General features: G+C 56.8%; 12 protein-coding genes. 11 read left to right on the top strand and 1 reads right to left on the bottom strand.

Annotated elements, in window-relative coordinates; all coding sequences use genetic code 11:
* Positions 1-80 precede the first annotated feature (80 nt).
* From murG to lpxC, 7 genes are all read left to right on the top strand, one after another.
* A complete protein-coding gene (murG, locus tag CFN46_RS02580; protein ID WP_088742703.1) occupies positions 81-1,142 on the top strand; it encodes an undecaprenyldiphospho-muramoylpentapeptide beta-N-acetylglucosaminyltransferase in 1,062 nt (353 codons plus the stop codon).
* 22 nt (positions 1,143-1,164) lie between these two features.
* Positions 1,165-2,577, top strand: coding sequence for a UDP-N-acetylmuramate--L-alanine ligase (murC, locus tag CFN46_RS02575; RefSeq protein ID WP_051510757.1), 1,413 nt, complete (start codon positions 1,165-1,167; stop codon positions 2,575-2,577).
* A gap of 14 nt (positions 2,578-2,591) precedes the next feature.
* Positions 2,592-3,593 (top strand): D-alanine--D-alanine ligase, encoded by a 1,002-nt coding sequence (locus tag CFN46_RS02570; RefSeq protein ID WP_051510756.1) that lies wholly within the window; start codon positions 2,592-2,594, stop codon positions 3,591-3,593.
* 3 nt (positions 3,594-3,596) lie between these two features.
* Complete coding sequence (locus CFN46_RS02565; protein WP_024951300.1) at positions 3,597-4,325, top strand: cell division protein FtsQ/DivIB; 729 nt, start codon at positions 3,597-3,599, stop codon at positions 4,323-4,325.
* A 289-nt stretch (positions 4,326-4,614) separates the two neighbouring features.
* Positions 4,615-5,895 carry a cell division protein FtsA gene (ftsA, locus tag CFN46_RS02560; RefSeq protein ID WP_024951299.1) on the top strand — a complete coding sequence of 427 codons (1,281 nt, stop codon included), beginning with the start codon at positions 4,615-4,617 and terminating at the stop codon, positions 5,893-5,895.
* A 40-nt stretch (positions 5,896-5,935) separates the two neighbouring features.
* Complete coding sequence (gene ftsZ, locus CFN46_RS02555) at positions 5,936-7,102, top strand: cell division protein FtsZ (RefSeq protein ID WP_024951298.1); 1,167 nt, start codon at positions 5,936-5,938, stop codon at positions 7,100-7,102.
* Positions 7,103-7,544: 442 nt separating this feature from the next.
* Positions 7,545-8,456: a UDP-3-O-acyl-N-acetylglucosamine deacetylase gene (gene lpxC, locus CFN46_RS02550; protein WP_024951297.1), complete on the top strand. Its 912-nt coding sequence runs from the start codon at positions 7,545-7,547 to the stop codon at positions 8,454-8,456.
* Positions 8,457-8,669: 213 nt separating this feature from the next.
* Here lpxC and CFN46_RS02545 read toward each other — a convergent pair whose 3' ends face one another.
* On the bottom strand, positions 8,670-9,194 hold the full coding sequence (locus tag CFN46_RS02545) for a DUF721 domain-containing protein (protein ID WP_088742612.1): 525 nt from the start codon (positions 9,192-9,194) through the stop codon (positions 8,670-8,672).
* Positions 9,195-9,256: 62 nt separating this feature from the next.
* Here CFN46_RS02545 and CFN46_RS02540 point away from each other — a divergent pair, with 62 nt between their 5' ends.
* From CFN46_RS02540 to CFN46_RS02525, 4 genes are all read left to right on the top strand, one after another.
* The gene (locus tag CFN46_RS02540; RefSeq protein WP_088742611.1) at positions 9,257-9,637 is read left to right on the top strand and encodes a hypothetical protein; all 381 of its coding nucleotides are present in this window, start codon (positions 9,257-9,259) and stop codon (positions 9,635-9,637) included.
* 188 nt (positions 9,638-9,825) lie between these two features.
* Complete coding sequence (gene secA, locus CFN46_RS02535) at positions 9,826-12,567, top strand: preprotein translocase subunit SecA (protein ID WP_088742610.1); 2,742 nt, start codon at positions 9,826-9,828, stop codon at positions 12,565-12,567.
* Positions 12,568-12,670: 103 nt separating this feature from the next.
* Positions 12,671-13,894, top strand: coding sequence for a bifunctional glutamate N-acetyltransferase/amino-acid acetyltransferase ArgJ (gene argJ, locus CFN46_RS02530; RefSeq protein WP_088742609.1), 1,224 nt, complete (start codon positions 12,671-12,673; stop codon positions 13,892-13,894).
* 97 nt (positions 13,895-13,991) lie between these two features.
* Positions 13,992-14,945 carry a Nudix family hydrolase gene (locus CFN46_RS02525; protein WP_024951292.1) on the top strand — a complete coding sequence of 318 codons (954 nt, stop codon included), beginning with the start codon at positions 13,992-13,994 and terminating at the stop codon, positions 14,943-14,945.
* The last annotated feature ends 93 nt before the right edge of the window (positions 14,946-15,038 follow it).

Raw genomic sequence — 15,038 nt, 5'->3', positions numbered from 1 at the left:
CTACGGTCGAACCTGGCGTCGCAGAGACAAGTACTGTTCTCGAAACACCTGTCACGGCATCAGCCGGCGTGGTGTTGATGATGGCCGGCGGGACGGGGGGGCATGTGATCCCCGCCCTGTCATTGGCGCGCGCCTTGGAGAATGTTGGCCATGAAATTCACTGGTTGGGCAGTCCGCGCGGTATCGAGAATCGGTTGGTGCCTGAGGCGGGTTATCCGCTACATCGCGTCGAAGTGGCGGGTCTGCGTGGCAAGGGTCTTGTCGGTTACGCGGCGATTCCGTTTCGTCTGACGCGAGCCGTGCTGCAGGCGCGACGTATCATTCGTGAACTCAAGCCTGTGTTGGTCGTGGGCCTGGGAGGTTTTGCCAGTGGCCCAGGTGGGCTCGCGGCGCGTCTTGAAGGTATCCCGCTGGTAATTCATGAGCAGAACGCGATTGCCGGCCTGACCAACAAGGTACTGGCCCGGATGGCAACGCGTGTCTATGCCGCCTTCCCCGGAGCTTTTCCGCCGGTGCGTGGCGCTCAGGTGGTGGGCAATCCGGTACGTGATGAGATTGCCGATGTAGGTGCTGTGGCACGCGATGTCACTGAGCTTGAACAACGCCCGCTGCGTCTGTTGGTGATGGGGGGCTCGCTGGGCGCTCAGGCGCTCAATCAGCAGCTGGCACCCGCGCTGGCACTGCTCGCAGAGTCTGAGCGTCCTGTCGTCCGTCATCAGGCGGGTCGTGACAAGCGTGACGCGACCGTTGCTGTCTATGCGACTGCCAAGGTAGAGGCCGAGGTGAGTGAGTTCATTACTGATATGGCTGAAGCCTATGCATGGGCAGACCTCGTGGTCTGCCGTGCAGGCGCTTTGACAGTAGCCGAGCTTGCTGCTGCGGGGCGTCCTGCCATTTTCGTGCCGTTTCCTCACGCAGTGGATGATCACCAGACCATCAATGCCACGGTGTTGGTGGCCGCTGATGCAGCACGCTTGATGCCCCAGAATACGCTGAACGCCCAATGTCTTTCCGAGACGCTGGGTGAATTGCTTGATCCCAAGATACTCACTGGCATGGCCGCTCGCGCCCGCGAAAGCGCGGACCTCGACGCGGTTGCGACCATGCTGGCAGGCTGCATGGAGACTCGCCTTGAACGCTAGGAATTCTGATCGTGGTGCTGGTATGCGCCGTATCCGTCGTATCCACTTCGTGGGCATCGGCGGTGTGGGCATGTGTGGTATTGCCGAGGTGCTTGGTAACATGGGGTATGAGGTCAGTGGTAGTGACCTTAAGGAATCTTCAGTCACGGCACACCTGCGTGACTGCGGCGTGCGTGTTGCCATTGGTCATGCTGCCGTCAATGCCGAGGGTAGTGACGTTGTGGTGGTATCGACGGCTGTCGATACCACCAACCCTGAAGTTGCGTGGGCGCGCGAGCACCGCATCCCTGTCGTGCGTCGTGCCGAGATGCTGGCTGAGCTAATGCGCTTCCGTCAGGGTATTGCTATTGCCGGGACTCACGGCAAGACCACCACCACCAGCCTGACGGCGACACTGCTCGCCGAAGGCGGGATGGATCCGACCTTCGTGATCGGTGGCAGGCTGACCAGTGCCGGCACCAATGCGCGTCTCGGTGAAGGTGAGTACCTAGTGGCAGAAGCGGATGAATCCGATGCTTCCTTCCTGCATCTTCAGCCACTGATCTCTGTCGTCACCAATGTCGATGCCGATCATATGGCGACCTACGAAGGCGACTTCAATCGCCTCAAGGACACCTTCATCGAATTCCTGCACAACCTGCCGTTTTATGGCCTGGCGGTGTTGTGCATTGATGATGCGAATCTTCGCGAGCTGTTGCCGCGCGTACAACGTCAGTTCGTGACCTATGGTTTCAGTGACGATGCCGACTATCGCATCAGCAACTTCCGCCAGGGTGGCGGACAGCTGAGCTTCACGGCACTGCGTCCGGAAGGGCATGCGCCACTGGAGATCACGTTGGCGATGCCCGGCGAGCACAATGCCCTCAATGCGCTGGCGGCTATCGCGGTTGCGACCGATGTTGGCGTCAGCGATGAGGCGATCGCGCGCGCGCTGGCCAGCTTCGCCGGTGTCGGTCGTCGCTTCCAGGTACATGGTGAGTTTGCTGCGCCCAATGGTGAGCAGGGCGTCATGTTGGTAGATGACTACGGACACCATCCGCGTGAAGTCGAAATGGTGATTCGCGCCGTGCGTGCTGGTTGGCCGGATCGTCGCCTGGTGATGGCGTATCAGCCGCACCGTTATTCACGTACCCATGACCTCTACGAGGATTTCGTGCGTGTGCTTTCCGAGGTCGATACTCTGCTACTGCTGGATGTCTACAGTGCGGGTGAAGCCATGATCCCCGGGGCCGATGGTCGCTCGCTCGCGGGTTCTATCCGTCAGCGTGGTCAGGTTGATCCGCTGTTCGTCGAGCACAAGCGTGCATTGCCTGAACTGCTCAATAACGTCCTGCGCCCCGGTGATATTCTGATCACGCAGGGGGCGGGTGATGTGGGTGGTATCGCGCTCGCACTGGCTGGTGCTGACCTGAAACTTTCTGAGGTGGTGCTATGAGCGAGCAAACCTCTATGTCTTTTCGTGGCGAAACACGCGGGAAAAGCACAGTCATACCAGAGCAGGCGGTGCGTTACGGTCGCGTTGTCGTGCTGTTTGGTGGGATGAGCGCTGAGCGTGAAGTCTCTCTGAAAAGCGGTGCTGCCGTGCTCGCTGCACTGGAAGGTGCAGGTCTCGATGTTCAGGGCTATGACATGGCTGGTGGGCTTGCAGGGCTTGAGGCCTTGCGGCCAGACCGAGTCTTCATTGCCATGCACGGTCGAGGTGGTGAAGATGGCACCCTGCAGGGCGCATTGGAACTACTCGGTATCCCCTATACCGGCAGTGGCGTGATGGCGTCGGCGCTGGGTATGGACAAACTACGCACCAAGAAACTGTGGGACGCTGAAGGCCTACCGACACCACGTTCCTGCCAGCTGGCAGCCGATACTGATTGGCAAGTCGTGCTCGATACACTAGGCGCCCCTGTAGTGGTCAAACCGGTTCATGAAGGCTCCACGCTGGGCATTCATATCGTCGAGGATGCCTCGGCGTTGGAAGCTGCGTGGCGTGATGCCAGCCAGTTCGATGCGGTGGTGATGGCAGAACGCTTCATCAAAGGGCCCGAGTACACCGTCTCTATTCTTGATGACGTGGCTCTGCCAGCGATCTGTATTGAAGCGGATAGTGGTTTTTATGATTACGACGCTAAATACATAGCTAACACCACACGCTATCTGTTGCCCTGTGGCCTTTCCGCAGAACGGGAAGCTGCGTTGGCTGAGTTGTCCCTCAAGGCGTTTTCTTCGCTAGGCTGTGAAGGCTGGGGACGTGTGGATGTAATGCAGGATGCTGAGGGTGCTTTTTGGCTACTTGAGGTGAATACCTCGCCAGGTATGACAGACCACAGTCTGGTGCCGCAGTCAGCTGCATATATTGGTCTCGATTTTGCTGCACTCGTGCTGCGTATTCTTGATACGACTCTGACCGAGCGCGCTGGCGCTGATGTGTCAGATTGCTTGCCGAGCGGTCATTGATTCATGGCCTCACGTAGCTCTGCCGGCACTCTATTCGGTCTGGTGCTAGGCTTGGCCCTGATGGTGGCGGGTGGCCAAGCCCTGTGGACATGGCTGGATCGACCTATTGAACGTGTCACCATCAAGGGTGACTTCGAACACGTCAGTGCTGCCTATCTGCAGCGCCACATTGCACCGTTGATTCGTGGGCAAAGCTGGCTTTCTGTGCCATTGGGTGATGTTCGACAGCGCGCATTGACGATTGATTGGCTCAGTGAGGTCAGTATTTCCCGTCGCTGGCCGGATACACTCGAATTTGAGCTGTTTGAGCAGCAGCCAGTTGCCTATTGGAATGATGGTGAATTGCTTAACGTTCGTGGTGAAGCGTTCAAGGCAGGTCCTGTCACTCGCTTGGGGAATTTGCCGAATTTGGCAGGTCCACAAGGCAGTGGTTCAGAGGTTCTGGCTGAGATGGATGCGCTGCAGAGCCAGCTCGGTGGGCTTGGGCTCAATGTTTCCCAGTTACGACTGGAGCCTCGCGGTGCATGGCGTTTTCAAGTCAATGACACTGTCTGGGTAATGTTAGGACGTAATGATCGAGAGGCGAGGTTGGCGCGCTTCATGGCCGCTTGGCAGCGCCGTTTGAGTGATGAGGCGTCGCAAATTCGCTACATAGACCTGCGTTACCCTAATGGCGTAGCAGTGGCATGGCATGGCGAGACAACAGCACTCGAAAATGGGCAAGAGGGTTGAAGAAAATGGCGACACCTGTTTTTAGGGGCTTTTAAGGCGCAGTATTAGTGAAATGAAGTTTTCGCCAGTTTCATTTAAGTACAATCCCGCCTATTCTAGCGGGGTTTTGTGCCACCCTGTATATTTGGCTGGTATGCCTGAACTTGCTCCTCCTATACTGAGGAGCTGAATCACCTCATCGGGTTAAACGGAACGTAAACTCGATTCGGGTAGTGTTGAGGTGATATGCCGCCTACCGATCGCACCATTATTTTTATGACGAACCAGAATCAAGGAGCTGGCCCGACCTATGGCAGGACATTCCAAATCACAGGATATGGTGGTCGGGCTGGACATCGGAACCTCCAAGGTGGTCGCGATCGTGGGCCAGCCCACCGATGATGGCGGCATTGAAATTGCTGGTATTGGCTCGCATCCTTCTCGCGGCATGAAGAAGGGTGTCGTGATTAATATCGAGTCAACTGTGCAGTCGATTCAGCGTGCGGTGGAAGAAGCCGAGCTGATGGCCGGGTGTGATATTCACTCGGTATATGTCGGCATTGCTGGCAGCCATATCAGCTCGATGAACTCCGATGGCGTAGTGGCAATCAAGGACCGTGAGGTCACGCCGTCAGATATCGAACGTGTGATCGACTCTGCTCGCGCACGAGCAATTTCTGAAGGTCAGCGCATTCTTCACGTGCTGCCACAGGAATATGCCATCGACCGGCAGGAAGGTATTCGTGAGCCGTTGGGCATGTCCGGGGTGCGCCTTGAGGCGCGCGTTCACCTGGTCACAGCGGCACTGAATGCTGTGCAGAACATCGAGAAATGTGTGCGTCGATGTGGTCTTGAAGTCGACGACATCATTCTGGAACAACTCGCCTCAAGTCATGCAGTACTGACTGAGGATGAGCGTGAATTAGGTGTGTGCATGGTCGATATCGGAGGAGGGACTACTGATATCGCGGTGTTTACCGAAGGAGCCATTCGACATACGGCAGTGATCCCCATCGCAGGGGATCAAGTGACCAATGATATTGCCATGGCTCTGCGCACACCGACTCAGTACGCTGAAGAAATCAAGGTCAAGTACGCCTGTGCTCTGACCCAGTTGGCGTCCAGTGATGAGACGATCAAGGTGCCCAGTGTTGGTGATCGACCGGCCCGAGATCTGTCTCGCCAGGCGTTGGCAGAAGTGGTTGAGCCCAGGTACGAGGAACTCTTCACTCTGATCCGCGATGAGCTACGTCGTAGTGGCTATGAGGATCTCGTGGCAGCCGGTGTAGTACTAACAGGCGGCACGTCACGCATGGAAGGTGTCGTGGAGCTGGCGGAAGAGATCTTCCACATGCCAGTACGCATAGCCTGCCCGCAAAATGTTCGTGGTCTGGCGGATGTAGTCCGCAATCCAATTTATTCTACGGGTGTAGGTTTGCTACATTATGGAATGAAGCAGGAACGGCATACGCCATCGTCGACTACGGTCGCGGTGCGCAGAGAGGAATCTGCCGCGCGACGCGTTCACGGCCACGAGCACGACATCTCCACGCTGGAGCGGATCAAGGGCTGGTTCAAGGGAAATTTCTGACAGGGATTACAGAAAGACTGTGATCCAGGAGACAGGGCATATGTTCGAACTGGTAGATAACGCACCCTCCAGCAGCGCGGTCATCAAGGTGATCGGTGTTGGCGGCGGCGGCGGTAACGCCGTCAATCACATGGTCGAGAGCAACATCGAAGGCGTCGAGTTCATCTGCGCCAACACCGATGCTCAGGCGCTCAAGCGCGTGGCCGCCAAGACTATCCTTCAGCTGGGCAGCGAAATCACTAAAGGGCTTGGCGCTGGCGCCAACCCGGAAGTGGGTCGTCAGGCCGCGATGGAAGACCGAGAGCGTATCGTCGAGCTGCTGCAAGGCGCCGATATGGTCTTCATCACTGCTGGCATGGGTGGCGGTACCGGTACCGGTGGCGCACCTGTCGTTGCACAGGTTGCCAAGGAACTCGGCATCCTTACCGTTGCTGTGGTCACGCGTCCGTTCCCGTTTGAAGGGCCGCGTCGCCAGAAGGCTGCTGAGCAGGGCATGAAGGAGCTCTCCGAGCACGTCGACTCCTTGATCACCATCCCCAATGAGAAGCTGCTCTCGGTCCTTGGCAAGAGTGCCAGCCTGCTGAGTGCTTTCAGCGCAGCCAATGACGTTCTGCTGGGTGCCGTTCAGGGTATCGCTGAGCTGATCACCAGCCCGGGTATCATCAACGTCGATTTTGCCGATGTGCGCACCGTCATGTCCGAGATGGGCATGGCGATGATGGGCACCGGTGATGCAGTGGGTGAGAATCGTGCTCGCGAAGCCGCTGAGAAGGCCATTCGCAGTCCGCTGCTGGAAGACATCGATCTCCACGGTGCACGCGGTATCCTGGTCAACATCACGGCGGGCCCAGACCTGTCCATCGGCGAGTTCAATGATGTCGGTGCGACGGTTCAGGAATTCGCCTCGCCAGACGCTACCATCGTTGTCGGTACGTCCATCGATATGGACATGACCGATGTACTGCGCGTCACTGTCGTGGCAGCAGGTCTTGATGGTCGTGTCGAGAAGCCCGCCGCTCGCGAAACAGCGCCGGCCAAGCGGACTGTCGAGAAGCCTGCTGATTATCGCAGTCTGCAGACCCCGACTGTTACGCGCCAGGCCAAGGAAGATCAGGCAGCAGCTGCCAAGAAGTCAGAGCCACGCAAGAGTCGTGACATGGATGACTATCTTGATATTCCGGCATTCCTGCGTCGTCAAGCTGACTGAGCGCACTACGATGTCAGTGATATGAACTGACATCGCCAGGTGTTGGCTCACCTTGAGTCTTGCTTCACCCATCCGGGGTCACTCGGATGGGTGAAGTCGTTTTCAGGGTAGGCAACCAGGTAAAAGACGGGGCGTCACAGGTTATGTCGTGCCCAATAAAGGCTTGGCAGGTGCATCCAGTGGCACTCTTGCGCACGTAGGTTGGAAGAGCCCCAGAGTTCTTTCACAATGGTTGACGTTTTAAGGCAGTGAGAGTGAGAACTGTTTGGGGATTATGTGTTCATACTCAACATGGGGCTAGTAGGCGCTTCGTTTGGCCTGAATGGTGCTCTAAAAGCAATGTTGAATTTCCCTAGCAGCGGCAGGTGACAATTTGTTGAATACCTGCTTTGCTGTTATCATGAACACTGTTTCCAAATTCAGGCTGACTGGCTATCTACCTATGATTAGACAAAAAACACTTCAAAATACGATCCGCGCCACGGGCGTTGGTTTGCACTCTGGCGACAAGGTATATCTGACCTTGCGTCCGGCTCCGGTCAATACGGGTATCGTCTTCGTGCGTACCGATCTTGAACCGCATGCACACATCCGTGCAGACGCAATGAACGTACGTGATACCACCATGTGTACCGCCGTTTTCAATGGCGAAGCCAAGGTGACCACGGTCGAGCATCTGATGTCCGCCTTTGCTGGCCTCGGTATTGATAACTGCTTCGTCGAGTTGTCTGCACCGGAAGTGCCGATCATGGATGGCAGTGCTGGTCCGTTCGTCTTTCTGATCCAGTCCGCTGGTATTCAGGAGCAGTCCGCACTCAAGAAGTTCATTCGTATCAAGCGTGAAATTGAAGTGCGTGATGGCGACAAGGTCGCTACCTTTCTGCCACACAACGGCTTCAAGGTTTCCTTCGCCATCGACTTCGACCACCCGGTATTCGAGCAGCAGAAGCAGACCACTACCGTCGACTTCTCCACCACGTCCTTCGTGAAGGAAGTGTCTCGTGCTCGTACCTTTGGTTTCATGCGTGATCTGGAGTTCCTGCGTTCTCAGAACCTGGCGCTGGGCGGCAGCCTGGATAACGCTATCGTCGTGGATGACTATCGTATCCTCAACGATGAAGGCCTTCGTTATGACGACGAGTTCGTCAAGCACAAGGTGTTGGACGCCATTGGCGATCTCTACCAGCTTGGCCATAGCCTGATCGGTGAATTCCGTGGTTACAAGTCAGGTCATGGCCTCAATAACCTGCTGTGCCGCGCACTGCTGGAAAATGCTGATAGCTACGAAATCGTGACGTTTGAAAATTCTGCCGCGATGCCGATTTCCTATGCATCTCCGGCACTCGCCGTCTGATTGCTTTAGCAATATCGCGCAACGAAATACTGTGACCTAGCCCGTCCAGCCTGAAAGTATTTCTCCAGCCTTGCCAGCCGGAGATTGGAAACGACAACAGCCGCGCCGCCCTTGAAGGGCGGCGCGGCTGTTTGTATTGAGGATAAATATTTGATTGACCGCTTTTCAGTCTCAGTCTGAGGTGTTCTGACGACATCTGATGCGGCCATGAGGCTACTTGCAGGCGTCCGTGTTGTTATCGGTGTCGCTGCTATCGGCGTCGTTACCCTCATCAATGCCTTGGCTATCGCTGGCGTGAGAAGCCAATCTTTGCAGTGCCTCACGCAGATGGGAATCTTCGGTATGCGAGGCACAATCCAGCAGATGCTCTGCGGCGGCTTCTGGTAGATGCCTAAGCTGCCTGGCGGGTACAAATGCTGGACGAACCGGCCTGACCTTGAATGTCAGACTGGAAAGCGTGGCCAGTTCGGGCAGTTCGCGCAGCACGCTGATCAGACGACGCTGTTCATAGCGTAACCAGGTGAGCCAAGTCGCACGATTAGTGATGAGAGACAGCTTGTTGTCATGATAGCCCCCCACAAAAACATGCTCGCGCATGTCTTCCGGCAGAGATTCGCGCAAGCGTATCTGGGCCTGTTCGAGCATGCGTGCCTGACGCATGACGCTACCGAGCTGCCCTTTGCCGTTCAACAGGCGCGCCGCGGGCTGGGCGCGGAAACGCTTAGCCTTTATACTCATGGGCTTGCATGCCGGTTTAGTGATTTCCGGCAATCTATCATGAGCGGGAGTCTGGCAACAGCATGAGCCCTGTCGACACCACAGCACGCCCTCGCACGCTACCGGCTTCCGGTAGCGTCGCTTCGCGTCGTTGGTCGGTTCGTACGGCGCCGCGCTGGTTGCTGGCCAGTCTTCTGCTCAGCTGTTTGTTCCCTGCTGGTCTGAGCGTGGCCCAGGTCGAACGCGTCAATCTGACGTTGGCCAGCATTCAACTGCTGGCGCCAGCAGTTATCCGCGCGGAAAGCCGTCGTCAGGGCCTACGCTCGCTGCGAAGGCTGGCGCGTCCTGCGCGGAAAAGTTGCCCTCGTTCACCCTGTCATCGCCGCTACTTCTCTGGTGTCTTTACGCTATTACGTGGTTTGGTCAGTGCGGCCTCACCACGTGCTCCGCCCGTCCTGTCCTGAAGCTTTCTGTCATGTGCCTGGCATTGTCAGTGCCAGTACTGCAGAAAATCATCATGGTAATTCCTTTCTTCGAGTTTGAGTTTCAATGCATTCTCCATCGCATTGACCTGTCTTTTGACGGTACTCCGCTCGAGTTTCATGACATTTGAAGGCGTGGCTCTCCGATGAGTCGCGGATAAGGACAGATAATGCTGGGTAAATTCCTGACCAAGGTAGTGGGCTCCAAGAATGATCGTGAGGTAAAGCGACTGCGCAAGCGAGTCAATGCGGTCAATGCATTTGAGAGTGAGCTGGAACCCTTGTCGGATGAAGCGCTGACGGCCAAGACGGCTGAACTCCGTGAGCGACTTGCCAAAGGGGAAAGCCTCGAGAAGCTGCTGTCAGAAGCCTTTGCCGTGGTCCGTGAGGCCAGCAAGCGCGTCATGGGCATGCGCCATTTTGATACTCAGGTCGTTGGGGGTATGGCGCTGCATGAGGGCCGTATCGCGGAGATGAAGACCGGTGAGGGCAAGACGCTGGTCGGTACCTTGTCGGTCTACCTGAACGCATTGTCGGGCGAAGGCGTGCACGTGGTGACCGTCAATGACTATCTGGCTACGCGCGATGCCAACTGGATGCGTCCGTTGTACGAATTCCTCGGCATGAGTGTCGGTGTCATTTACTCGGGGCAGAACAACGAAGACAAACGAGCCGCTTATAAGGCGGACATCACCTACGGCACCAACAATGAGTACGGCTTCGATTATCTGCGCGATAACATGGCCTTCTCGTTGGAAGACAAGGTCCAGCGCACACTGCACTACGCCATCATCGATGAAGTCGATTCCATCCTGATCGATGAAGCACGTACACCGCTGATCATCTCGGGCCCGGTGGAAGAAAATACCGATCTCTACAAGATCATCGACCGCATGGCACGTGAGCTTGTTCAGTGTACCGACGAGGAAGACCCCGAAAGCGGCGACTTTACCCTCGACGAGAAGCAGAAGCAGGTCGAGCTGACTGAACAGGGCCACCAGAAGGTTGAAATGCTGCTGCGTGCGCAGGAGTTGCTGGGCGAGGAGGATTCTCTCTATGCAGCCCAGAATCTGAGTCTGCTGCATCATGTGCACTCTGCGCTACGTGCCCAGAATCTGTTTGTGCGAGATGTGGATTACATCGTCGACAATGGCGAAGTGGTCATCGTTGATGAGCACACAGGTCGCACAATGGTCGGGCGCCGCTGGTCTGAGGGTTTGCATCAGGCTGTCGAAGCGAAAGAAGGCGTAGCGATCCAGAAGGAAAGCCAGACCTTGGCGTCGACGACCTTCCAGAACTACTTCCGTCTCTACGACAAGCTGGCCGGCATGACCGGTACTGCTGATACTGAGGCATTCGAGTTCCGTCAGATTTACAACCTTGATGTGATGGTCATCCCGACCAACAAGCCCATCGCGCGCAAGGACATGAACGACCTGGTGTATCTGACGGGCGGAGAGAAATTCGACGCCATCATTGAAGATGCCCGTGAAAAGGTCGGTGAGGGCCGTCCTGTGCTGGTCGGTACGGCCTCGGTGGAGACTTCCGAACTGCTGTCACAGATGATGCACAAGGCAGGCGTCAAGCATCACGTCCTCAATGCCAAGCAGCACGTCAGTGAGGCTGCCATCATCGCTCAGGCAGGTCGTCCGGGGGCGGTGACTATCGCCACCAACATGGCGGGTCGTGGTACCGATATCATGCTTGGCGGTAATTGGGAGGCCGAACTGGCAGCTCTGGAAGCGCCGACTGATGAGCAGGTCAACGAGATCAAGCATGGTTGGCAGGAGCGTCATGAAGCGGTGCTGGCAGCGGGTGGCCTGCATGTCATCGGCTCCGAGCGTCATGAATCACGCCGTATCGATAATCAGCTGCGTGGTCGTGCCGGTCGTCAGGGCGACCCGGGCTCCACGCGCTTCTTCCTGTCATTGGAAGATAGCCTGATGCGCCTGTTCGGTTCCGATCGTGTTCAGCGCCTGATGGGCGCACTGGGACTCGAGAAGGGCGAAGCCATTGAGCACAAGATGGTGTCCAATGCGGTCGAACGCGCACAGAAGAAGGTTGAGGGTCGTAACTTCGACGTCCGCAAGCAACTGCTTGAGTACGATGATGTTGCCAATGATCAGCGCAGTGTCATCTACGAGCAACGTAACGATATTCTCGAAGCGGATGAGATTTCCGAGAACATCACGGGGATTCGCCGCGAAGTGCTGGATGACGCCATCTCCATGCGCGTGCCGCCACAAAGCCTGCCGGAGCAATGGGATCTGCCGGGGCTGGAGAATGACCTCAAGGCCGATTTCAATCTTGATCTGCCGCTATTGCAGTGGGCAGAAGAAGATGACCATTTCCATGAAGAAACCCTGCGCGAGCGTCTGCAGACTGCTCATGCCGAACTTTATGCCGCCAAGGTCGAGGCTGTCGGCCCTGAGCTGATGCGTCGCTTCGAGAAGCAGGTCATGCTTCAGGTACTCGATACTCGCTGGAAGGAACACCTGCAGGCGATGGACAACCTGCGTCGTGGTATCCACCTGCGCGGTTATGCTCAGAAGAATCCGAAGCAGGAATATAAGCGCGAAGCTTTTGAGCAGTTCCAGACGTTGTTGGTCAACATCAAGGCTGACGTGGTGCGCATTCTGAGCCACGTTCAAGTGCGTCGTCAGGAAGAGGTCGACACGCTGGAAGAAGAGCGTCGTGCCCATCTTGAGCGTGAGCAGGCCAGTGCCGAAATGCATCGTGTCGAAGATGACACCATCAGCGATGAAAGTGTTGAAGCAGCGGAACAGGTGGCCTCCCAAGAGGAAAGCGTCAGTGAGCCGGTGCGTCGTGATGCCCCCAAGGTTGGTCGCAATGATCCATGCCCGTGTGGCTCGGGCAAGAAATACAAGCAGTGCCACGGCAAGCTGAGCTAAGCCCAACCAGGCGAAGTAGGGCAGCCAGGCGCATTCGTGGGTCAGCGTTGGTTGGCCCACGACAGAATGATGTAACAGGAAAATGTGACTGGAGACGTGAGCGATGGCGGTAGGGCATTCCACTTTTCCCGCCGATATGCCGGAAATTGCCGGCTTTCGGATCGGGGTTGCAGAAGCGGGTATCAAGAAGCCGGGCCGTCGCGACCTGGTTGTCATGGCGCTCGATGCTGGTTCTCGCCTTGCGGGCACCTTTACTCGTAATGCCTTTTGCGCAGCGCCAGTGCAGGTCGCGCGTGAGCACCTGAAAGCCAGTGTTGCTGGACCACGCTACCTCGTGGTCAATACCGGCAACGCCAATGCAGGCACTGGTCCACAGGGACTGCAGGATGCTTATGCCACCTGTGAGCAGTTTGCGGAAATCGCAGGCTGTGATTCACGGGCAGTGCTGCCTTTTTCAACTGGTGTGATCGGTGAGCCGTTACCGATGGAGCGTTTGATCGCTGCATTGCCGACGGCCTTCGAGACGCTGGGTCACAGTGATTGGTCTGCTGCTGCACATGGCATCATGACCACCGACACGCGCCCCAAGGGCAGCTGGCGTGAAGTGGTACTGAGCAATGGCGAGACCGTGACCATTGCCGGTGTCTCAAAGGGCTCTGGCATGATCTGCCCCAACATGGCGACCATGCTGGGCTATGTGGCCACGGATGCTGATCTCGCTATTGAGCAGTCAGCGCTGGATGCCATGTTGCAGCGTGTCGTGGTCACCAGCTTCAACAGCATCACGGTTGATTCCGATACATCGACGAATGACGCCTGCATGCTGGCTGTCACGGGGCAGGGCAGCCGTGTTGAAGGCGATGACTTGTTGGCCTTCGAGGTTGCACTCGGTGACGTCATGCTCGAACTGGCACAGGCCATCATTCGTGATGGTGAAGGTGCCACCAAGTTTGTCACCGTTGAAGTCAGCGAAGCTCGTTCGTTGGAGGAAGCGCGTGCCGTTGGCTTCACGGTCGCGCATTCGCCCCTCGTCAAGACGGCACTCTATGCCAGTGATGCCAATTGGGGGCGCATTCTTGCCGCCGTCGGGCGTGCACCACTGGAAGACCTTGATGTTGATGGCGTGGCGATCACGCTCAATGGCATCAGCATTGTTGAACAAGGCGGACGTGCCGCCAGTTACACCGAAGCCGCCGGCAGCAAGGCGATGGCTGAAGAAGAGCTGGTAATCGCGATTCATCTGGGACGTGGCCAGCAGAAGGCGCGTATCTGGACATCTGACTTGTCCCACGATTACGTCACGATCAACGCCGATTATCGTAGCTAGAGCGATGCATCATTAAGCAATAACGCAGCATCTCCCGCAGGCTCTGTCCTTCAAGGGCAGGGTCGGTTGTACAACGCGAGTCAAAGGTACAGGCATCATGCCGAAGCGAAGGGTTCATGTGGCGGCTGCCGCCATCTTAAACGAACAGGGCCAGGTCCTGATTGCGCGCCGTCCGGCGACGGTGGATCAAGGCGGTCTGTGGGAGTTTCCGGGTGGCAAGCTGGCGCCCTACGAAACTGGACTGGAAGCGCTCAAGCGTGAACTGTGCGAAGAGCTGGGTATCGAGATTACTCGCGCTCAGCCATTGATCCGCATTCATCATGAGTATCCGGATAAGCACATCTTGCTGGATGTGTGGGAAACCCGTCAGTTCAGTGGTGAACCGTTCGGGCGTGAAGGGCAGGCTGTGCGCTGGGTGGAGATAGCAGATCTCTACAATTATGCCTTCCCGGCTGCCAATCTACCTATCCTGCGGGCTGTCGCATTGCCGCGTGAGTACTTGATCACACCTGAAGAAGCAGATGAAGCGATTTTCGAGACACGCCTGATTCGTGCGTTGGATGAAGATGGCGTGCGTCTGGTTCAGTTGCGTGCCAAGGAACTCGATGAGGCGGCTTACATCGCACGGGCAGAGAAAGCGCTCGCTATCTGTCATGCACGCGGCGCACGTCTGTTGTTGAATGCAGAGCCTGCGATGCTGGATAAGGTCGATGCCGATGGCATCCATCTGACTAGCGTGCGATTGGCTGAACTTGCGGAGAAGGGCGAGCGCCCAATTCCGGATAACAAGTGGTTGTCGGCTTCTACGCATGATCAGCAGCAATTGGATCAGGCGGGGCAGGTTGTATGTGATTTTGTTTCTCTGTCACCGCTGCGGGTGACGCCTTCGCACCCAGAGCGTCCGCCATTGGGTTGGCATGACTTCCAGAGTCTGGTCGAGCAGGCCTGTATGCCGGTTTATGCGCTCGGAGGCATGTCGCGCCATGATAGTGATCACGCTCGCGCCGTTGGTGCTCAGGGTATTGCGTCGATCCGTGATTTCTGGAAATGAGCTTGATCCTCTGATCGATGCTGCTTGAAACAAAAAGACCGCCAAGGCTAGCCTTGGCGGTCTTTTTGTTACCTGCTGTTCACGGCGATGAAG

The organism is Cobetia sp. QF-1 (genome assembly GCF_002213105.1).
Taxonomy (GTDB): Bacteria; Pseudomonadota; Gammaproteobacteria; order Pseudomonadales; family Halomonadaceae; genus Cobetia; species Cobetia crustatorum.
The sequence above is the reverse complement of the archived record's forward strand: the minus strand, read 5'-3'. Positions and strand labels throughout refer to the sequence as shown.